Genomic DNA, 22463 nt, shown 5'->3' on the forward strand with positions numbered 1-22463 from the left:
AATATCCCCTGCGGTTTGCGACCACAGGGGATATGTCGGTGAATGATCAGTCTACTATTCTATGAGCCCAACACTCATTGCTGAGGTTCTGGCGGTGCAGGAAGGACTTGGATCATTAAACTGCTATCGTCTTGCAGATATTGCTGCGCCAATTTATTAAGTTCTGCAACTGTCATCTGCTGCGCTAACGCTTGCCTTTGTTTAAAGGCAGCAAAACGACTAGGATGACTCTGGGCAGTTGAGGTGAGATCTAACCAAAAACCATTGGTTTGCGGCGCAGCTTGCATCCACTCAAGCACAGGTTGGCGGGCTCGATTAAGTAAGTCCTCACTGATCCCCGAAGGCGCTTTAACTTGCTTAACTGCGGCGGTGAAATACTCGGCAACCGTTGGCAACATAGCTTGAGTCGTCACGCTAAACAAACCTAAGTAACCATAACCGCTGGCATTGAAATCGTTATAAGAAAAGGCCGATGGCGAATAACTCGCGCCCGCCTTCTCCCTCACGTTTTCCGTTAATAGAATGCTTAGCACTTGCTCCAGCAGACCCAATCCCGCGTGTTGACTCAAGTGAGTCATGTCCGTTGTAGGCCATACCATGGCAAGTGCCGCCATATCCAGTTGACCATAATGGGTTAATGTTTTCTGAACGGGCACTTTCGGAAACACAGGTACTATCGACTGAGCATTAGCAATAGGGCTACGCTTAATGGCGCCAAGCGTTTCAGCCACAGCAGCAATGGCACTCGCTTCATCAAAATCGCCCACAATAGCGAGTTCAATCGCCCCTTGCTCGACGGCCGAATGGAAACTCGGCGCTAATTCTCCAAAGTGACGTTTGAGAATTTCTTCAGGCTCACCATAACCATAGCGTTTATCACCATTATGGGAGATACGGGCAAACTGATTAGAAAACTCAGATTGTGGGTTGCTATGAATACTTTGTTGCTCGGCAATCACTTGTTCACGAAACAATTGCTCAGCCTGCTTATCCATACCTGGCTCAATTAAATAAGCCGTCATTAAGCCAAGCTGCGTGCGAAGCTCTGCGGCATTAGTGCTAATCTCGCCGCCAAAACTTTGCTCACGCAGGCCTAAGTTGATGGAAATATCTTGTCCCGCAAAAATATCCTGCAGACTGTCATAATCATGGGCCTTGAGCCCACCCTGCACAAACGCACTGTTAAACAGATAAGACAAACCATCCAACTCAGGGAATGGCACTTCACCAAAGCCAATGTTTAGGCTGACCAATGTGGTGCCTTTGTTAAAGTTGGTAGGCTTAAGATTAAGGCGCACGCCATTGGCAAATTGCAGTTGGCGAATCCCCGTTTCCTTATCGCGACTATCGGCCACTAACTTGCCTTGCTCGCCAAACTGAGTATAAGCAAACTCATCAATCGCCTTGATTGATGGTGCGCTCACCGCTTGTTTACGGCTTTTCTCGTAGCTGGCGATAAGCTGTTTTTCAGCATTTTCAATGGGCTTATTGCTCGTCAGATACAAATACGGCGTAGCGTTCCATGTTTGATTAAACACTTGGCTTAGCTTTTGCGGTGTCACTGTTGGCATTATTTTTTCAAAAAATGCGAGCTGCCAATCGGGTTCGACAGGGACGCGATTGCCCGCCACCGAATACACTAGACTCTCGGCAATATTCACACTGTTAATGGTACTGCTACCCGCGACACTTAGCTGATATCCCTTATGCATACGTTTGATTTGCTGGTCAATTTCCTGCTGGCTAAAACCAAACTCTTTTGCTTGACGCAGGGTTTTCTCCAAGAGTGCTATTCCCTCTTGCCAGTTATTTTCCTGCGTACCTAGGCTCATCTGTGTGCCATAGGCAATATCAAACTGCGGTCCAACCTGCAGGTTTACACCATATAAACCTTGGCTATGCAGTAATTGCGACTCCATACGGCGATACAAGATGCCGTGGGCAAGCTCGAGCAACATTTCCTGCTCCCGCACAGCAGGGCTATCGGTAATCGCTGAGATGGGTTTTAGCATGCCAAGGGAAACTGACGTTGACAGACTTGGATCAAAAAATGCCGCCGCATCGACACTTTGGCGCTCTGCGACAGTACCAATAGCTTGTTCCTTGGTTTTAGCGGCCAAAGGCGCGGCCTTCCAACTGGCAAACTGTTGTTTTATCTTTTGTTCTACCGCGGCGACCTCGATATCACCCACCACAATTAAAGTAGTACGTGAGGGCGTATAAAAACGCTGATATAAAGACAGCAACGCCTCGCGATTGGCATTACTGATACTGTTCGCCTCCCCCACAGGGAAGCGCTTTGACAGCAATGTGTTTGGCATTAAAAACTGTAATTGGTTACGGTAATTCTCAAGATCCGCACCGCTACGTTCACGCAGCTCAGACAACACCACCGCTTTTTCACGTTCAATTAGCGCTGGATCGAGTAATAGATTACTGGCAATTTCTCGCATTAAAAACAAAGCGGTATCAATTTTATCTTGGCTATTACTCGGCAAGTTAAATTGATAGACCGTCTGCTGAAACTCTGTCACAGCATTGGTATCAGCCCCAAAACTCAGGCCAAGGCGCTGTAAAGTTGGGATCATCTCCCCCGCGGCTAACCCCGTCGAGCCATTAAAGGCCATATGTTCAAGAAAGTGCACTAACCCTTGCTCGGTATCTGATTCCACCACAGAGCCCACATCCACCCGCATTCGAACTATCACCGCCTGCTCCGGCGTCTTATTGCTCACCAATAAATAACGCATGCCATTAGTAAGCTCACCAGTATGGATGCGTCCGCTCATAGGTAAATCAGCAGTCCCCATCCACAGCGGATCTTCGCTCGCCTGCAGTGGCAACGCCATACTCAAAAGCGCCAGCAGTAACCACTGACGTACAAAACTAATTACCTTGAAATTGTTCATTAAAATTCGCACTTTGCCCCCAAAATCAAACAAGAAACCTAGGAAGCGCTCACCTATGTTTCAGATAAAATAAGCTTTCACTATAGTACCTAAAGCACTTTAAGTCACAAAATCAATACCTTATGCCGTACCAAAAATAGTTTATCGCCTTGATATATAGTCAGAATATGCCGAAAAATAATGAGCGTGGAAGGAAGCTGAAACAGCTGTAGATTTAATGGTTACTGTGGAATGGTATACATATATTAGCGAGATATTGAGTGTTTAATTGGCGAAGCCTTTCTTACAATCTAATTGCAGAGCAATATCTTGATTGAAAATCTGAGTTGAACCCTCACAATTTTGGCTTTAAAAATCACAACACTGTTTAGATATTTCGGCTCATGGCCTCGTGAAAAAACAACTTCACAGGTAAGCCATTAATGCAAAATGCAAAAGCCCTACGAATATTCGCAGGGCTTTTGTTTTATCACGCAGCTGAATCTTAAAACTGTTGAAACCAACGTTGGATCTGCTGTGGATCTTTGCTTTGCGTTAACGACAGCATCAGTAAAATGCGGGCTTTTTGCGGGTTAAGGTTACCTGCTGCGATAAAGCCATATTTAGCATCATCTATCTCGGCATCAAGCGTGGTTGCGCCTGTGGGCACTCGGCTAGAGCGAACGACTAAGGTGCCTTTTTGACTCGCCTTAGCTAAGGTATCAAATATTGAGTGGTAAATATTACCATTACCTACACCAGCGCTGACTATGCCATCAAAACCCGCTTCAACCATAGCTTTGACAGGTAAATCGCTGGCATTGGCGTAGTTATACACTATGCCTACCTGCGGTAACTTGTCGAGTTTGCTGACATCAAAAGGCGTTTGCGTAGTATGTTGACGCTCAGTATTACCCATGTACTCAATCTTGCTGTTATGGATAACGCCCAGTGGACCAAAGTTAGGCGCGGCAAAGGTATGCACACCTGTAGTGTTAGTCTTAGTCACATCGCGGGCATTCAATACGGTATCGTTCATCACCACCAACACGCCTCGACCTTTAGATTCGAGGTTAGCGGCGGTCGCGACTGCGTTATACAAATTCATCGGGCCATCGGCACTCATGGCAGTTGATGGACGCATTGCCCCAACCAGTACTACAGGCTTATCGCTCTTGATGGTGAGATTTAAAAAATACGCCGTTTCCTCTAAGGTATCAGTACCATGGGTGATGACGATACCGTCGACATCTTTATCAGCCAATAGCAGATTGATGCGCTTGGCTAAGGCTAGCCAAACTTTATCGTTCATATCCTGCGAACCGATTTTAACCAGTTGCTCACCTTGAATATCGGCAAGTTGTTTCATTTCAGGCACGGCCGCAATTAAGCTACTAATGCCCACTTCACCAGCCTGATAGTTAGACTCAGTAGCCGATTGTCCGACTCCCGCAATAGTGCCGCCCGTGGCAATAATACGTACCTGTGGAAGCGCCTGCGCCGCGGAGGAGAGAAATAACCCTAAAGTGACCGAGAGCAAAAGCTTACGCATTGGAAAATTCATGCTTACATCCTTTGATTAATAATAAACGCCCACAGTGTGCACTATTGTCTAAGCCTCACTGTGATAGCTCTCACTAAAATGAAATAACAGATTTAGCGTTATCTAATTGATTATTTAAACTTTAAGGAAAGCACCATGCATTTATTATTGAGTAGATTTAACTAATCAATGATTATTCGCTATTGACGCGGTGACAATTAAATATCGTATGGTTTATTTAAACTTAAAAACACTTGAATAAATATGTCGCCGATTGGTTAACGAATAACAAATCTATAGCTAATTTGCATCAAAAAGTAATGGCTCACACTAGTGATCCGAGTTGAGAGACTTATCTAAGAAACAAAAGAAATACACTATTTCAAACAGTTAAGTGATCACCATCCTAATCCTGTTATTGCCAAAGCGTTAAGATCTACTTCGATAGTCAAGGAGACGATTCTCCTTCATGTTTTCGATGAGTTATTCTTGATGTGTTACGTATACTTATTGTACACATCCACAACTCAATACTCGGAGATATATCTTACTATTAATTGGATTTAATAGGATCGAAATGAAAGATACTAATAGCGTACGGATCGAAGAAGATTTATTGGGCACGAAAGAAGTTTCCAATGAGTTTTATTATGGCATACATACATTACGTGCCATCGAAAACTTTAAGCTGAGTAATCAAAAAATTTCCGATGTACCTGAATTAGTCCGTGGCATGATGCTAACAAAAAAAGCCGCTGCCATGGCTAACAGTGAATTAGGCGCTGTAAGTCCTGAAATCGCTGACAAAATTATTGAAGCGTGCGATCTAATACTCACAACGGGTCGATTTGTTGATCAATTTCCGGTCGATGTTTATCAAGGAGGCGCAGGCACTTCAGTCAACATGAATACCAATGAGGTATTAGCCAACGTTGCACTGGAGATCATGGGGCTAGAAAAAGGCCGTTACGATGTCATCAATCCTAATGACCATGTCAATAAATGCCAATCGACTAACGATGCCTATCCAACAGGTTTCCGTATTGCGGTCATCAACAGTACCGATATTCTGTTAGATGCATTAACCGACCTTATCAGCGCTTTCGACACTAAAGCCACAGAGTTTAAAACCATCTTAAAAATGGGCCGCACTCAATTGCAAGATGCCGTGCCTATGACCTTAGGCCAAGAGTTTCATGCCTTTGCTGTTACATTGCGAGAAGAAATTAAGTCCATCAAGCGTTGCCAAGAGTTGTTGTTAGAAGTGAACTTAGGCGCAACCGCCATTGGTACAGGGCTCAATACGCCTGTCGGTTATTCTGCATTAGCCATTAAGTATCTGGCAGACATTACTGGCCGCGCCTATGTGCCAGCGGAAGATTTAATCGAAGCGACATCCGATTGTGGTGCCTACGTTATGCTGCACAGTGCAATTAAGCGTATGGCGATTAAAATGTCCAAGATTTGTAACGACCTACGCTTACTTTCATCGGGTCCACGTACAGGTCTGAAGGAGATTAATCTTCCTGAGCTGCAAGCGGGTTCCTCCATCATGCCAGCCAAGGTTAACCCTGTGATCCCTGAGGTCGTCAATCAGGTTGCCTTTAAGATTGTCGGCAACGATATCACTATCACTATGGCCGCCGAAGCAGGTCAATTACAGCTTAACGTAATGGAACCTGTGATTGGACAGGCAATGTTTGAGTCGCTCAGTTTGATGGGCAATGCCTGTATCTCCCTGCGTGAAAAATGCGTTGAAGGTATCACAGCAAATCCAGAGATCTGCATGGCTCATGTGATGAACTCTATCGGGATCGTGACCTACCTTAACCCAATCATCGGCCACCATGAGGGTGACATCATAGGCAAGATTTGCGCCCAAACGGGTAAAAATGTCCGTGAAGTGGTACTCGAACGCGGTTTGTTAACGGTTGAAGAACTCGATGACATTCTCTCAGTTGAAAACCTGATGAATCCTAAATATCAGGCTAAACGCAATACCAGCAAAGCCAAAGTGTAACTCAGTGGGGCTGGGGAGCCTTCCCCAGCCCACAACTCGATGATTCAAGAATAAGCCTGCGCAGAGTGAACATGCGTAGGCTATTGAAATTAAAAATAAAATAGAGTTAACACTATGATTATATTAGAGATAATTATCGTCCTCGGGGCTATTTACCTTGGTGCAAGGATGGGTAGCATGGGAGTCGGCTTCGCTGGCGGTGTCGGGGTACTGATACTGACCGCGGGGATGGGACTCAAACCGGGCAATATCCCGATTGACGTGATCCTCATCATTATGTCAGTTATCACCGCGATTGCGGCCATGCAAGTGTCTGGAGGGATGGATTATTTAGTCTCACTGGCAGAAAAATTATTACGTAAGCATCCCAAACAAATCACCTTTCTGGCCCCTGTCGTCACCTATTTCATGACACTTTTTGCGGGTACAGGCCACACAGCATTCTCCACCTTACCTGTTATTGCCGAAGTCGCAAAAGAGCAAGGCATTCGCCCCTCTCGTCCCTTATCTATTGCCGTTGTCGCATCTCAAGTCGCCATTACCGCCTCACCGATTTCAGCGGCTGTCGTGTTCTTCTCAGGCATCTTAGAGCCGTTTGGCGTAGATTATTTAGTACTGTTAGCCGTTTGTATTCCCTCAACTTTCCTCGCCTGCATGGTCGGAGCCGTTGTTGCCAACTTAATGGGCAAAGAACTGGCCGATGATCCTGTCTATCAAGAACGCTTAGCCAAAGGTTTAGTCAAAACACGCGGTACAACTCAAATCGAAATTAAAGCCGGCGCGAAACGATCTGTGATGATTTTCTTGCTGGCGATTGCGGCTGTCATGGCCTATGCCACTGCGATATCTGACAAAGTCGGTTTGATTATTGACCCTGTATTGCCACGCGACGCCGCCATTATGGTGCTGATGCTCACGGCAGCTGCCGCTATTACGATTTTCTGTAAGTTAGACGCAAGTGAAATCTCCAATGCGGCCACCTTTAAATCAGGCATGTCCGCCTGTGTTTGTGTGTTAGGTGTGGCTTGGTTAGGCGATACCTTAGTGTCGAATCATATCGAGGAAATCAAAGATCTTGCCGGCACCTTACTGCAAAGTCAGCCTTGGTTATTATCGGTAACCTTATTCTTTGCCTCCATGCTGCTCTACTCCCAAGGCGCGACAACAAAAGCGCTAATGCCCGCAGCCTTAGCGATTGGCGTAAGTCCATTGACTGCCGTGGCCTCTTTCGCCGCCGTCAGCGCGCTGTTTGTATTACCGACTTACCCCACGCTACTGGCTGCGGTCGAGATGGATGATACCGGCTCGACTCGGATTGGTAAGGCGGTATTTAACCATCCGTTCCTGGTCCCTGGCGTTGTGACGATTGCCACCAGTGTGGCATTGGCCTTCCTGTTTGGCGGCATGATGCTGTAGCTCAATTTTACCCTAAGTGCTCTCAGGGCTAATGCCTACAAATGGATTAACCCTCTTCTTTTAATCTGTATCTATAGACTTTGTGTTGGCGTGATGCAGGTACATTCACGCCATAGCAAATCGAGTAAGAGGTGAATTAATGTCAGCAAAAACGCGTGTTCCTACCGCCATTAACGGCGGACCATTTGGCCAAGCTTGGTCGGCTAAAGCAGACTGCTTACAAAGTGTGACAGGGCTTATATTAGGTATTTTCCTCTTATTTCATATGCATTTCGAGGCGAGCATTTTATTTGGTAAAGAAACCTTCTTTCACATGGTGCAATTCTTAGAAGGCAGTATGTTTAGCTCGACGGGTCATGGCTTCCCCATAGTGACCCAGATCATTTCAGTCATTATGCTGGTGATTGTTGCAGTACATGCCGCCACCGCACTACGTCGTTTTCCAGTGCAATTAGGCCAATGGCGAGCGATGCGTGGCTTTATGTCTACTATCAAGCATAGAGATACCCAAGCATGGTTCTGGCAGATGATCACAGGTTTCTTACTGTTTTTCTTAGTGTCAGCCCATCTTGCCACTATGATTTTAAACCCTGATATTGGCCCTCACCTTTCGGCCGAACGGGTTTACCACGATAACGCTTGGCTCTTATACGTGGTGTTTTTACCTATCGTGTTATTCCACGGCATCGTTGGTTTATACAGAGTGATATTAAAGTGGGGGGTGAGTAGTAACCGTCCACTTATCCGCACTATAGCGCAAGTATTGATCGTCTATTTATTGTGTTTAGGCACATTAAGCCTAGTGACCTATATCAATATTGGTATCGAATTAGTTTTGCCAGTACAACCGTTTATTCCTCAGTAATGGGCATGACGCTATCGGCGCACCTAGCCTGTATAGCAAGACAAACAACATACGGATCCTCCTCTGATACATAGTTGCAGCGCATCTATGCCCGAGGAGCGCAATGATAAATCCATGAAATGTTATCTAAATTATTAGATAAGGATCTGATTTGAAAATCATTTATACAGACTCATTAGTCATTGGCGCAGGATTGGCAGGCCTCAGAGTCGCGATTGCCACCAAAGAGCGAGGCCTAGATACCTTAGTGCTATCGTTAATTCCCGCAAAACGTTCACATTCGGCCGCCGCACAGGGCGGAATGCAAGCCAGCCTAGGCAATACTGTTAAAGGCATGGGCGATAACGAAGACATTCACTTTCAAGACACGGTAAAAGGTTCTGACTGGGGCTGCGATCAAGACGTCGCACGCATGTTTACCCACGTTGCACCGAAAGCGATCCGCGAACTCACCAACTGGGGCGTACCTTGGTCAAGGATTTCCGCCGGCCCGCGTGAAGTCATCATGAATGCACAAAGGGTAACGCTCAATGAGGCTGAAGAAGCTCACGGCCTGATCAATGCCCGCGATTTTGGTGGCACTAAAAAATGGCGTACCTGTTACACCGCAGACGGCACTGGCCACTCTTTACTGTACGCGGTCGATAACCAAGCTATCTCCATGGGCATTCCAGTACACGAACGGATTGAAGCCCTGTCGCTGATCCATGACGGTAAGCGTTGCCATGGTGTCATTGCCCGCTGTTTAGTCACAGGTGAACTGCGCGCTTATGTGGCCAAATCCACCACTATCGCTACTGGCGGTTATGGCAAGATTTATGAAATATCAACCAATGCAACCATCTGCGAAGGCATAGGCCAAGCGTTAGCACTCGACACAGGTGTCGCCACCTTAGGCAATATGGAAGCGGTGCAGTTTCACCCTACCGCCATAGTGCCCGCGGGGATCCTTACCACTGAAGGTTGTCGTGGTGATGGCGGTATTCTGCGTGATAAAGACGGTCATCGCTTTATGCCAGATTACGAACCCGAGAAAAAAGAACTCGCTTCCCGCGATGTGGTTTCCCGCCGCATGACAGAGCACATGCGTAAAGGTAATGGTGTCGAAAGCCCTTACGGCCCGCATCTGTGGCTGGATATTACGCAGCTGGGCCGTGAGCATATCGAAACCAACCTGCGCGAAGTGAAAGAGATTTGTGATTACTTCCTCGGTATCGATCCTTGTAAAGACTGGATCCCCGTCAGACCTACCCAGCATTACTCCATGGGTGGCGTGCGCACCAATGCTACAGGCGAGAGTCCACAACTCAAAGGGCTGTTCAGCGTCGGAGAAGCGGCCTGTTGGGACATGCATGGTTTTAACCGTTTAGGCGGTAATTCGGTGGCAGAAACTGTGGTCGGCGGCATGATCATCGGCAAATATGTCGCTGATTTTTGTCAGAATAACGACTTAGAAATTGATACCGCACTGACTCAAAAATTCATCGATAAATTACAGCAAGAAATCGATGGACTGGTCGAAGGCAACGGTACAGAAAATCCCTTCCAAATAAAGAAAGAAATGCAACGCATCATGATGAACTACGTCGGGATCTTCCGTAATGGACCCGAGTTAGATAAAGCCATCAAAGGCTTGAAAGACTTGCTGCTGCGGGCAAAAAATCTTGGCCTTAAATGTAAAAAACGTCACTCCAATCCTGAGTTAGTCGAAGCGCTGCGCGTCACCCGTATGTTAAAAGTAGCCCTAACCGTCGCCTGTGGTGCAGAGGCTCGCACTGAAAGTCGCGGCGCCCATTCACGGGAAGATTACCCACAACGCAACGATAAAGATTGGCTCAACCGCACGCTGGCGACTTGGCCAGATGCCGAATCACTTGAACCAGTACTGCGTTATGAAGCGTTAGATGTGATGAAAATGGAGCTACCACCGGGATATCGAGGCTACGGTAACGACAATACTATCGCCCATCCTGATACCGAAAAACGCGTACAAGAAATCAATCAAGTGCTCGCGAGCTTAGGTGATGATCCCGATAGAAACACACTGCAGCGAGCCCTGATGCCATACGAGCTGCCAAGCCACCTGCAGGCTCCTAATGAACGCCTCAGCGATACCTTAGCGATCACTCCAGCCCAACCGGTAGGAAACAAACCACTATGAGCCGTCAAATCAGCTTTAATATCTTTCGCTACGATCCGCAAGATGGCCAAGACAAGCCAAAGATGGAACGTTATCAGTTGACTGAAACACCGGGCATGACAGTATTTATCGCCTTAAATCAACTACGTGAGCTACAAGACCCTTCACTGCAGTTCGACTTTGTCTGCCGCGCGGGCATCTGTGGCAGTTGCGCCATGGTGATCAATGGTTTTCCCACGCTTGCCTGTCGCACGTTAACGGCAAATTATCCCAATGGTGAAATCACCCTTATGCCGCTACCTGGCTTCGAGCTGATTGGCGACTTATCGGTGAACACGGGTAAATTTATGCGTGAATTAGCCGAACGCTTAAAACTGTGGCTGCACCCTAGACCCGATGATCAGGACATTCATCGTCTCGAAAATCCAATGGCACCCGAAGAAGCCGCGCGGATCTATGAGCTAGAACGCTGCGTCGAATGTGGCGTTTGCGTGTCGGCCTGCGCCACCAAACAAATGCGTGACACCTTTGTCGGCGCGGTTGGCATGATGAAAATCGCCCGCTTTGAAATGGATAGCAGAGACAGCCGCAGCGCGGATGATTTCTACCATGTGATTGGCAATCAAGACGGCGTATTCGGCTGTATGACGCTACTCGGCTGCCAAGATAACTGCCCCAAAGATTTGCCACACATGCAGCAAATCGCTTACCTGCGCCGCAAAATGGCCGCGACCATACTCTAATCCTCCCTCTAACGTCCCGCTGTTTTGGCGGGATTGATAGGATTGCACCTTTCCAAAACCAGCTGACAGCTTTTATCTGTCAGCTGCTGAGTTACGAAGCCTAATTTTCTTAGTTAGGCGCCTCCCCAGCACTATCACAAGTGCAGCTCCTTACTACTAGCGATACAGCTCAATCGGCAACAAAATCCATTAGCGTAACGCGAGTAGTTGTTATGTAAGGAAACATAAATGAAACCGTCTAAACTTACATCAGCCATACTTGTGCTGAGCTTTGCCACACCTATCTTTGCCGTTCAAGCCAATAATACAGCAGAAACCAATGACGAATTACGCACTGAGTTACAACAAATTCAGCAGAGACTCGCCATGCTCGAAGCTCAAGAAAATGAGCCATCAGTGCCATCGGATACCCAGTTTAATTTTTATGGCTCTTTACGCCCAACCTTCGGCCTGACCCACACTAACTCGGACGATGTGTGGGATGTGGGTGATGCCAGCTCACGGATTGGTTTTGCCGCAGAGCAAAAGCTCAGCCACGGCCTAACAGGCTTTGCTAAAGGCGAATTTAAAGTCGACATCAAAAACGACGGCGACTTTGGCGACGCACGTCTAGCATATGTCGGTATTGAAGGCTTATTTGGTCGGTTCGCCATCGGTAAGCAAGCCGTTACTCAGGAAATGATTTCTGATCCGGTCGATATCTTTAACCGCTCAGGAACACCGCTTGCCTATGACAGTGCGAGCCCATTCAGAGTGAATAATCTAGTCACCTATCGTAAGCAATTTGGCGATATCTTATTTTCGGCCGATGGACAATTCGACGGCGACAATAAAGAGAGTAACGGCAGCGACTTTGTCAACGCCGGCGTGCGCTACAAAACTGACTTTATCTACATCGCTGCGGCTTTTTATAACAAAGAGTTAGAAGACGGCACCGATGAAAATACTCTAGGCGTGACCCTATCAAAAAGCTTCGACTCTTTATACCTCGCCGCAGCCTATCAAGACATAGACAAAGATGACGCCGATGGATCCACACTTGACGTCGTAGCAAGCTACGCCATCAATGAAAGCTATAAAGTTAAGCTAGGTGTATCTAAATATGATGATGGTGGCAACGATGTGACCTCTAAAACCTATAATGCCTACAACACTACGCTTGAATGGCATTTAACGTCTATGTTCAGAACCTTTGTCGAATATCAAAAAACCGATTACGAATACCTTGAAACCAATGACCAAATCATGATCGGCATGCGTTATAACTTCGATTATAAGTTTTAAGTTTCTATCTAAAACTAATGGTTGAACCAGCTTTAACGCTCTTAGTCTGCTTACACTGCACAAAGGCCAAAAGCACTAAAGCTAAAAACAACAAAGCCACGACTCGCGTGGCTTTTGCTTATTTAAGACGATACCGTCTTTACACTTCGATACGTTCCAATTTAAAACGGTAATACCCACCCTTGATCTCTGAAGCTATACTGGTTTGTATTTTGTTGGCTTCAATCATAAATTCAGAAGCTTAGACAGAAGATTCAACGTAAGCGGTAAATAAACCGCACATACAAATAAACAGCGCCCAACCGGAAGGTTGGGCGCTGTTTAGGGTGCAAGGGAGCAGCTGATTAACCTTGTTAGATAATAAATTTAACCACCGCAGCCATCAGAATTTCTAGAGTTGATATAGCGAACATCTTTCGCTCTGTCATAGTCGACAGGATCAAGCGTGTCATGCTTTTTGATGAATTGATAAAGCATATCGGCATCAATAAAGCCGGTGTCTCTCGCCTTTTCCTTCAACTTGGGATATTTGTTACCGCCCGCAGCATTATAGCTAGGGAGGGTAAATCGATAGTTATCCTCTAGCTTGAAGGGCTTGTCACCAACAGTATTGATATCGACATCTTTAGCTTTACAGTCAACGGTCATCTTGATGCCGCTGAAGTGGGCAAAGCCTCCAGAGCCTTGGGTCATAAGCGCAACCTTAGACAAATACTTTTTCAGTTCGGCACCATTCATCTCAGCCACTGTGACACTGTTGGAAAAAGGCAGCACCTCAAGCACATCACGATAACGAATAGGCCCTTTCTTTATGGTGGTACGAATACCGCCAGAGTTCATTATGCCAAAATCTGCTGGCACAGGGAGCTGAGTCTGAGCATGGGCTATCATAATCCCGAGAGGTGTAGCTTGGTAACGAACGACCTTACGTTCACCAATGAAATTAGCCTTTGCAACACCAATCTCCTCTCGCAGTTTCATCTGACCATTGCGCTGATATGGACGCAGTAACTCGAGGGTTTCCGGATCTTTGGGGGTTAGCATATGAGGTGGATAGAAGGAACCGAATTTGGTTTCGGCATTCACAGGTACTAACTCGTAATGAGCCAGGTGTAACTTACCGCCATAGTATTCAAAATCGGCGCGACCTACGAACTTACCCCACTCGTAGGCTTGCATGATCCAAGTGCCATTTTGACGATCGGGTTTACACGGCTCATCTCGACCATAATCTTTTACGTACTTACCAGTCTCTCCTTCCATACAAACAGGCAACTGTGAATGTCCGCCAATGATGGCTTGAATCTGGCCAGGCTTTAGGCTTTTAGCAAGTGCAACATCACCGGGGGCGTTACTGCCATGTACACCGTTTTCATAGTGCCCCATATGGGTGAGGCCAAAAACAAGATCCGGTTGATACTTCTCTTCGAGCTCAGCCAAAATACCTTGAACCTCATCTTGTGGAGAGGTGAATTTAAACGCTTCAACAAACTCAGGATTACCAATATCGGCGGTTTGTTCGGTAGTCAGACCAACGACGGCCAACTTCAATCCTTGAACCTCGAATAGCTTATAAGGCTCAAAGTAGCGCTGCCACTCACCATCGACTTGGCGATAGATATTGGCCGATAACCAAGGAAATTTTGACCAGCCTCGCTGCTTATCCATCACAGTCGATGGGTTATCAAACTCATGGTTACCCACGGCCATGGCATCATAACCAAGATGGTTCATGCCGATAAAATCTGGCTCGGCGTCTTGAAGATCAGACTCTGGCACGCCAGTATTAATATCGCCACCTGAGAGCAGTAGCGTCTCCCCACCTTGTTCAGTGACCTCTTTGCGGATTTGGTCCAGTATGGTTTTACGTGCCGCCATGCCATACTCACCTCTAGGGCCATGCCAAAAACGGCCGTGGTGATCATTGGTATGCAGCAAGGTAAAGCGCTTACAGTCATCACCAGCGGCTTGACAGGCAACCGATGCAGTCGTTTTAGGCGCCTTTTCCACCTTTTCCTTACCACAGCCGCTTAATGCTAACGTTAACGCGATAGCTGAGCCGGTAAGAAGTAGGCAAGAAGGACGGAGTGAAGTATTCATAATAATCCTTCAATAATATTCAGATAAACCTTGTCACTCGCCCTAAGGGATTTGCGTCTACAGTGAGAACGCAGTGCACAAGGAGAGATGTAGACAACGTCTGTACCGTTAAAAAAAGCAGCACCCAGTGCGATACCGGTGCTGCTTTTTATAGGCTTAACGTATGATTAGCCTTGCCGACGACGCAACCAGATTAGCGGTAGTAACAGAGTTATAAAACCACCTAAGCTACCCGCTCCATCAGGCTTAGTCCAACCAGCATCTTCGGTGTTTAACACCTCAATGCTAACAGACTTGCTGAAGCTTTCTTTATCGGCATTCGTAACCGTCAGTTCAAAAACTAACGATTGATTTATGTCGACCTTAGGTGCAGTCACATCAAGTTTCAGGTCAGTGGCAGTAAACTTAGCAGTAGTGCCTGATACTTGCTTCCAGCTATATGTTGTTCCTACTGGCGCATCGGCAACCGTTGCAGTGATAGTCGTGCTTTGTTCTTCTGCAAGCTTAGTATTACCCGCAAAACCGACTTCCACCATGAAAGGTACGTTCATCACGCTCAAGCTAACAGCTTTGGTTGTTTCCGAAGTACCGTTGCTGATGGTCAAGGTGAAGTTCAACGTATCATCGGCTTTAACCTTTGGTGCAGTTAGAGACAAGATAGCCTGATTGCCAACAAGGGTTTTCTCTTCACCAACAATCTGCTCCCACTTGTAAGTCAGCGTAACACCTTCGCCAGCTTTGATTGCTGAGGCATCTAGGGTGTATGCAGCGCCTTCTGTAACACTTTCAGGAGTAACAATTTCACCTTCGACGACCAAACCAGGGTTTGGATCGTCACCACAGACTGCACCGTACACTTCTTTTACTAACTCAGGGCGGTCAATAAAAGGGTTACGGTTGCCTTGGTATTTGTATACCTGATTGTTACGGTTTTGCTCGTAGCTATCAACAGCGTCTAACTGGCTCCACTCATACAGAGTACAAAGTGTACCGATCAGCGGAGCGTCATCCTCGGCTGTCGTCGTTAGGCGATCAACTGCGACGAGATCTGGCATTTGAGTCATAGCAGTATCAGTGCCTTGATAGCGAGTATCCATATACATGATCATACGAGCGACATCGCCTTTTACCTTATCACGAGGCTCCCAGCAGTCCGTGGTTTTGTCTAGGTAGTTACCCGTACCAGCACCGTTGAACAGCACCTCTTCACCTGTATCTTTACACGCACCAAAGTCATTGTTGCTTCGTGCAGTGTTGATACCTACATCTGAAGGACGTAGGTGATGAGCATCGGTATAGCCCCACTGAGACTCATTTGGGAAGCCATGGCTTTTGGCCCAAACGTGTTCACGGTTCCACTTACCCACACCGCTACCGCCAGTCTGGTTGTCGTATTTGGAAATAGAGGCGCCTGTGTAGATCTCAATAACATTTTTATCGTTAGCGGGATCTTGGTCAGCGTAAGTCAGTGTGCTCCAAACCTGCTTATAGGTCAGTTGCTTATGATTTTTCGCTATGATTACAGACAAGGCATTCTTCAGTTCTTCAGCATTGGCAAATTCGCCACTGAGCACATCAGAGTAATAAATTTCACTATTGAACGTCGCAGGATCGGCAACCGGAGTCAGCGTCTCGCAACCCGTACAAGGACCTGTTTCTGGCTCTGGTGGCTTTGGTGGCTCTGGAGGAGTGACATCGCCAGTACAAGCTTTTTCACCTGGGCAACCTAGGCCATCAGCGGTATCTATAACGAATACGGCCCACTGGTTGTTGGTACCTGGAAAGTCAGCTTCGGCAACTGTATCACCAGTAGTGACACTGGCTTTACGGCGCAGTGTCTTATTCACTGAAGAGAAATCGGCGTTGTTTGGATCTTTCCACTCAGTGCCAGGGTCTTCACCGCGCTTACCAAAGCGATCGATAACCACATCATTTTTGGTTAATACTACGGCATCGTCACCGTTGAAATAAGTTACGGTAGAAGCACTGCCGAGTTTAAACGCATCGATGGTTGCACCAGCATTATGGAACACAATACTCTTACCTGGCGCTAAAGTGCCAGTTAAGGTCTCAGTATTACCTGGTTTTGATGCATCTGCGCCATTGGCAAACAGGATCAGCTTATAAGCGTTAGCATCCAGGTTAATATCACTGCTACCTAGGTTTGAGATCTCAATAGCTTTATTGTTGGCGCTGCCTTCAATGTATTCAGTAATAACTAAATTTGCACTCGCAGCTGTAGAAAAAGTGCCCAAAACTATGGCAGTCGCGGTGGCAACTGCACTCATTTTAATTCTCATAATGTTATCTCTTTTGAATCTTTGATGAGAAGCGCACTGCCCGAAAGCAGGCGCTTCATTATCTAGTTGAATGCTTATTTGCGAAGACGACGGCGAATTGCTGCCAATCCGAACAGAGATAACAAGCTGATGAAGCCAGCACTACCCGCTTTACCATCACCGCCAGTGTTATCGGTTTCTTCTTCTACAATTTCAGCAATCAAAGAATCTCGACTAGATACCTTCGCTATAAAAGTCTGCTCAGATCCAGCAACAGGCTTACCATCACGTTGCAGGCTAACTGTCACGTTGTAGTCTGCTGATGGGGCACCAAAGACTTCGAAAGTGACCATAGTCTGGCCATCTTTAGTCAGTATCACTTTAGGCAGAACCATTTGAGTTAGGTCAAGACGTTTATCTTTATCAACTGGACTCAGGCTAACAATCGCCACATCTTTGGCCTTCGCAATACTAACAAGTTTACCTTCAGCATCCTTAGAGCTTGGGATCTGATAAGGCACCTTGATTAGCTTATTCAACTTAGTCAGGCTTAAAGGCACACCCGCATCTGCATCGCCGGGCTTATAGCTAAGAGAAATTAATGCTGGGTCATGATCCGATGCACGATAAACGTTCGCTTTGTAGAACTTATGCGTGCCAGTACCGTCGATACTACCTTTAAAGCTGTTTTGGTAGTCATACAAGGCTGTCTCTGGAGCATTAACATGCCAGTCAGTGGCGTCAATCACGCGATCTTTCAGAGAAGGAGAAATCAAGATGTGATCAAGTGAACCGACTTCATCACTGAAAGAATAGCTCCAAGGTGTCTTACCCTTCTCCTTGAACTTTTCACCGACGATATCGATGTAGCCGTAAGTCTTAGTGATAGTCACTGGTGAGCCATCTTCGTTAAACTGAGGCTTAGATCCAAGGAAAGTGTGGCTAGCGGTAACGATAGTCTTGTTGCGTGGGTTCTCGGTAAGAACCAGTACAGGATCTTCTTTACCATAGGCGTTCAAATCACCAAGGATGATTTTATCCCCAAGCACATCTTCCATCTCTTCACCTAAGTGCACGGCACCGGCTACGCGGAACTCGGCACAAGCCCCTTGGTAGTCGAGATCAGGTGCTTCACGGTTATTCCAAGTCGTGGCATTGCCAAACTCAACATCTTGCCATTCTTCCCAACAACTAGAGCCTTTTGACTTAAGGTGATTTACAGATAGCGTCAAGCGCTTGCCTGTTTGGTTAATGATAAAGGTTACCACCAAGGCATCACGGTGGTAGTTTTGACCGTCCTCTAAGATCTCTTGGTTTTGATCTTTTATCACCTCACCTAAGTCGTTGACGATAGTCGGCGCTTTTTGCTGAGGCATTGGAATAACGCGAGTGCGCTCAATGCTCATCTTGCTTGGACGGTAGATAATACCTGTGGAAATAGCGTCAGAGCCAATGGCGTCTAAGTTATCCAATATCTGATTACCGTTGTTATCAAAACCAACGAACACATAACGGTTTTCTGTAGAGGTAGGGCCATTATAATCTTGGGGGCGCTCATCCACATACTTGATATTGACTTGGTTCACAATCTCAGCAATGGCACTGTCATCGCCAAAACCGTTGTTTTCAATCTCCATCAGAGCCATGACGTCAGCATTCTGAGCACGAATGATTTCTACCAGTTTGCTTCTCTGGTTAATGTATTCGTCGTAAGTTGTAGCGCCTCGGCTCTGACCAAAGCTATTGTTGTCACCACCAAAAGGAGAGTTAAAGAAGTTAAACAAGTTCTGGCTGGCAACGCGGATAGCAAAATTATCACCTGTCACAGTATCTTTAAGATCTGGTTTACTGGTACGCGGTAAATTATGGATAAAGTTAGCGCTAGTTAACTGGTTGGTAATGGTCAGGCTGTAGTCCTGATCATATTTATCAGTGCCAGGGATCAACTCAGTTTCATATTGACTGATCACACCCTGCGCATTAACAAGACTATCGTCGATACGAATATAGTTAGTGTGTGGGTCACTGTTAAAGCCTGCGTAATAAGGCAAATCAATGCCATTGGATTTAGTGGCACTTTCGATAACTAAGCGATAATCATTGTTTTGCTCATTAGCCGCTTTAGACTCTGGGCTTCCTGCAACATGCAAGTGGTTAGGCTGTAAATTAGGACGCTTATAAGCAGCCACCATGTTGTTGCGACCGTTAGGAGACGACAGATAGTTGTAGCTGAAGCTGCGAGTGATACGCATATCTTGGTCGCCATCAGTCTGAGGATCCAGATCTGTAGGCAAGTTAACCAACATACCTTCATAACGTTCTAGAGTCTTATCGAAAGAACCGTTATCAGCGCTAATAACCTCAATATCGGTAGGCTGCGTTAGGATATTAGTATCAGTCACATTCCAGCTAAATGCCGTATCAGCGGACAGTTGAGTCTGACCTTGGTATTCTGCCACTTTACTACCGATACAAACGGTTTGACCAACCTTCAGAGCACCTGCGGCACTAGAGCTAACGAAGATGCCATCGGAAGTCTCAGGGTCGTTGTCAGAAACAAGATTGCGAAGATAGAAGCCTTCATTAGGAATCGTTCCCTTAACAGAGATGATCCCCTCTACGGCAACTTTTTCAGCTGATTCAGTCTTACCTTCAGCAATTAAAGGCGAGGTAAAGCCTGTCCCCTGAACTTCGCTAGGAGACATGATTTCACTCTTATCAGTTGGACAAGTGAAGATGTCCATGATGTCTTTTGCATCAGCAGCCGGCAGCTCTGATTTACCTAAATCATCAAATCTCATTGGCAAGATGTTCTGCCACTTAGTCGCATCGAAGGTGCCTGATTGAGCAGGATTCTTACCGTCAGCAGTTTTTTTACGACGTAAAGTGGTGTTCGATGCCCACTTGCTGCCGTCATTCACTGCTCCAACACGATCAATAACGGTATCACCATTTTTCAGGAAAAAGCCGTCATTACTGGTCATGAACAGGTTGTTATACTTATTACTGGCATCATATGTAGAGATAACAACGGTGCCACCTTGAGTAGCAATAGCATTACGAAACTCTTCACTCGCTCTACTATTAACAATAACCATAGAAGCACCGGAGGCAAGTGTCTGACCACTCAACAGCGGCTTAGCATCAGACTTGAACAACTCGTTGTCATACTTACCGTCAGAGCGTTGGAAAGCTCTAATATCATCAGTAAAAGTGAAGGCATCAGAGCCTGTATTAGTGATCTCAACCGCGCCAACATTGGCATCGGAACTTTGGGTCATTTCGGTGATCAGCAGATCTTCAACGCCAGCGAAGGCGCCCATGCTGATGGTGCTGGCAATGGCCAGCGATAGGACAGTTTTTTTCATAGTAAACTCTATAAAAGTTGAATTCAATTCGGACTAGAAATAGATACGCGCGTAGGCGTAGCCTGCTTCAGGGGCTTCGCCAACTCGGCCTTCTAGAGACAGCACGATGTCGCGGGCAGGACGATAGTTGAAACCTAAACTGGCCCACTGACGCTCTTTGCCGTACTCGGCAGGTAGCTTCGAGTAGTCATAGTTCGGACCTAACAGATCCCAGCCCTCGTACTCTTCGTGGTTTACTGAGCTGATTATTTCCCATTGTTGATTCAGGTCGTACTTGGCACTTAGTGTTACCCCCTGATTACGGAAAGTCTGGTAATCTAGGTGTACGTCACCGCTCTTACGTGTCGACAAGTCTTCATCTTCTAAAAAGCCATTTAAACCAATAGATAAGTCAGACATCAGTTTCAGACGGACACCCAAGCCTATCTGTTGCTGCTCACCATATTTACTGATCCCGTTAGAGCCGCCGCGCGTTTCTAAGCCAACCACGACAGAGAGCAAATCAGACATCCACCCTATGTATCCGTTAATGATGTCACCTTGCAGCGCACCACTCTCGTGTTCACCATTGTATGAGTAAGAAGTACCGAAAATTAGATTTTCAAACTCAGCTTGATACTTAACTGTGTTCTCTTGGTCACCCGCTTCACCGGTTTCAACGGACTTGTTGAAGGTGAAATCACCGAAGTGGTCGTAATCGTCGAATGCTGTATCGGTCAAGCCGAGCTCAATCCACTGTTGATCGGTGAAGGCATAGCCTACGTACATCTTGTCGATGGCCAACTCGAACTCACCGTCGCCGCCAAGCCAGTTACGGCGTTGGTAGTCTAATTCAAGACGATAGGTAAACTGTTGACGTTGACCCGATACGCCCATGGTGGCTAAGCTATCATCTACATAGCCTTTGGTATCGTAGAACTCATCGTGGTTGTAAGCTGGATGAGTATCAAAATGCCCACCGACACCCACTTCGCCATATAAGCGAACATGGTCACCTTGACTGTCACCATCTAGCATTACAGCGCTTACTGAACCAGCACTAAACATAGTGATGATAGCGATTGCAATTGTTGTTCTTTTTAACATTACCGTTACTTCCGATTAGTAATTTGTCAGCCTATATTTGAAGGCCAAACTCAAAATTAAAAATATTGATTAGTAAATTCTTAAACTGCTAGCTGCTCAGATAGGTGGAGCATTTGATGGCGAAATCGCCGATACATTTATTACACGCTTCATATATCAACCCCATTTTTATAATATTTCCGCTAATTTGTATTAACGTGAGGCGCGATTGTTGCAGAATTTGGCAGCAAAAAAAAGGATGTTTAGTCACATTTGCATACATAAGTACCTGTTAAACAAGATAAAAAGAGACTCATTGAGCGCCATAGGGAACGGCACGCCATCTTAATTGGTTTATATTTATTTAAATCATACACTTAATTAAGAACGTGGTCGGATGTGTCTTGTGTGGAATAATGTGAGAATTAAGGGGGCTTATTTCAGTTGTACTTATTAAGATAGGCAAGCTAATAAAAAAGGGGAGTGGCACGCTAATTTGGGCAACCTAAATAGAGGTGATATTATTACCTCGTAGATGACTTTAGGTGAACACATGAGATCGACAACCAGAAAAACATTTAGTGCTGAATTCAAACTTGAAGCAGCCCAATTAGTCCTCGATAAAAACCATAGCATCATCGAAGCTGCAAAGGCGATGAACGTAGGTAAGTCCACTATGGATAAATGGGTGAGACAGTTAAAACTAGAACGCCAGGGTGGCACACCAAAAGCATCTCCGATTACCCCTGAAC

The 22463-nt window shown here is 46.2% G+C and carries 13 protein-coding genes; 7 read left to right on the forward strand and 6 right to left on the reverse strand.

The window, feature by feature from the left end; translation table 11 throughout:
* Positions 1 to 74: 74 nt before the first annotated feature.
* Complete coding sequence (locus L5L97_RS10410; RefSeq protein ID WP_263181809.1) at positions 75 to 2909, reverse strand: M16 family metallopeptidase; 2835 nt, start codon at positions 2907 to 2909, stop codon at positions 75 to 77.
* Between the two features lie 484 nt (positions 2910 to 3393).
* Positions 3394 to 4452, reverse strand: a complete 1059-nt coding sequence (gene ansB, locus L5L97_RS10415; RefSeq protein WP_105251343.1) for an L-asparaginase 2 — start codon at positions 4450 to 4452, stop codon at positions 3394 to 3396.
* A gap of 556 nt (positions 4453 to 5008) precedes the next feature.
* Here ansB and aspA point away from each other — a divergent pair.
* The 6 genes from aspA (at position 5009) to L5L97_RS10445 (ending at position 12899) form a co-directional block, all read left to right on the forward strand.
* The gene (gene aspA, locus L5L97_RS10420) at positions 5009 to 6451 is read left to right on the forward strand and encodes an aspartate ammonia-lyase (RefSeq protein WP_131524382.1); all 1443 of its coding nucleotides are present in this window, start codon (positions 5009 to 5011) and stop codon (positions 6449 to 6451) included.
* Positions 6452 to 6565: 114 nt separating this feature from the next.
* Entirely contained in the window at positions 6566 to 7867 is a 1302-nt protein-coding gene (locus L5L97_RS10425) for an anaerobic C4-dicarboxylate transporter (RefSeq protein WP_263181810.1), read from the forward strand.
* A 139-nt stretch (positions 7868 to 8006) separates the two neighbouring features.
* Complete coding sequence (locus L5L97_RS10430) at positions 8007 to 8732, forward strand: fumarate reductase cytochrome b subunit (protein WP_168825590.1); 726 nt, start codon at positions 8007 to 8009, stop codon at positions 8730 to 8732.
* 151 nt (positions 8733 to 8883) lie between these two features.
* Positions 8884 to 10893 (forward strand): fumarate reductase flavoprotein subunit, encoded by a 2010-nt coding sequence (locus tag L5L97_RS10435; protein WP_263181811.1) that lies wholly within the window; start codon positions 8884 to 8886, stop codon positions 10891 to 10893.
* Complete coding sequence (locus L5L97_RS10440; RefSeq protein ID WP_105251338.1) at positions 10890 to 11615, forward strand: fumarate reductase iron-sulfur subunit; 726 nt, start codon at positions 10890 to 10892, stop codon at positions 11613 to 11615. Before L5L97_RS10435 ends, L5L97_RS10440 begins: the two co-directional genes overlap by 4 nt.
* A 228-nt stretch (positions 11616 to 11843) precedes the next feature.
* On the forward strand, positions 11844 to 12899 hold the full coding sequence (locus tag L5L97_RS10445) for a porin (RefSeq protein WP_263181812.1): 1056 nt from the start codon (positions 11844 to 11846) through the stop codon (positions 12897 to 12899).
* A 366-nt stretch (positions 12900 to 13265) separates the two neighbouring features.
* Here L5L97_RS10445 and ushA read toward each other — a convergent pair whose 3' ends face one another.
* From ushA to L5L97_RS10465, 4 genes are all read right to left on the reverse strand, one after another.
* Positions 13266 to 14999 (reverse strand): bifunctional UDP-sugar hydrolase/5'-nucleotidase UshA, encoded by a 1734-nt coding sequence (ushA, locus tag L5L97_RS10450; RefSeq protein ID WP_263181813.1) that lies wholly within the window; start codon positions 14997 to 14999, stop codon positions 13266 to 13268.
* Between the two features lie 167 nt (positions 15000 to 15166).
* Positions 15167 to 17299, reverse strand: a complete 2133-nt coding sequence (locus L5L97_RS10455) for an endonuclease (protein WP_263181814.1) — start codon at positions 17297 to 17299, stop codon at positions 15167 to 15169.
* A 74-nt stretch (positions 17300 to 17373) separates the two neighbouring features.
* Complete coding sequence (locus tag L5L97_RS10460; protein WP_263181815.1) at positions 17374 to 20646, reverse strand: ExeM/NucH family extracellular endonuclease; 3273 nt, start codon at positions 20644 to 20646, stop codon at positions 17374 to 17376.
* A gap of 33 nt (positions 20647 to 20679) precedes the next feature.
* Positions 20680 to 21732, reverse strand: a complete 1053-nt coding sequence (locus L5L97_RS10465) for a porin (RefSeq protein ID WP_263181816.1) — start codon at positions 21730 to 21732, stop codon at positions 20680 to 20682.
* A gap of 532 nt (positions 21733 to 22264) precedes the next feature.
* Here L5L97_RS10465 and L5L97_RS10470 point away from each other — a divergent pair.
* The coding region (locus L5L97_RS10470; protein WP_263181817.1) for a transposase at positions 22265 to 22463 on the forward strand (199 nt) is incomplete at its 3' end.

The sequence above is a fragment of the Shewanella sp. SM71 genome (assembly GCF_025653905.1).
Classification (GTDB): Bacteria; Pseudomonadota; Gammaproteobacteria; order Enterobacterales; family Shewanellaceae; genus Shewanella; species Shewanella oncorhynchi.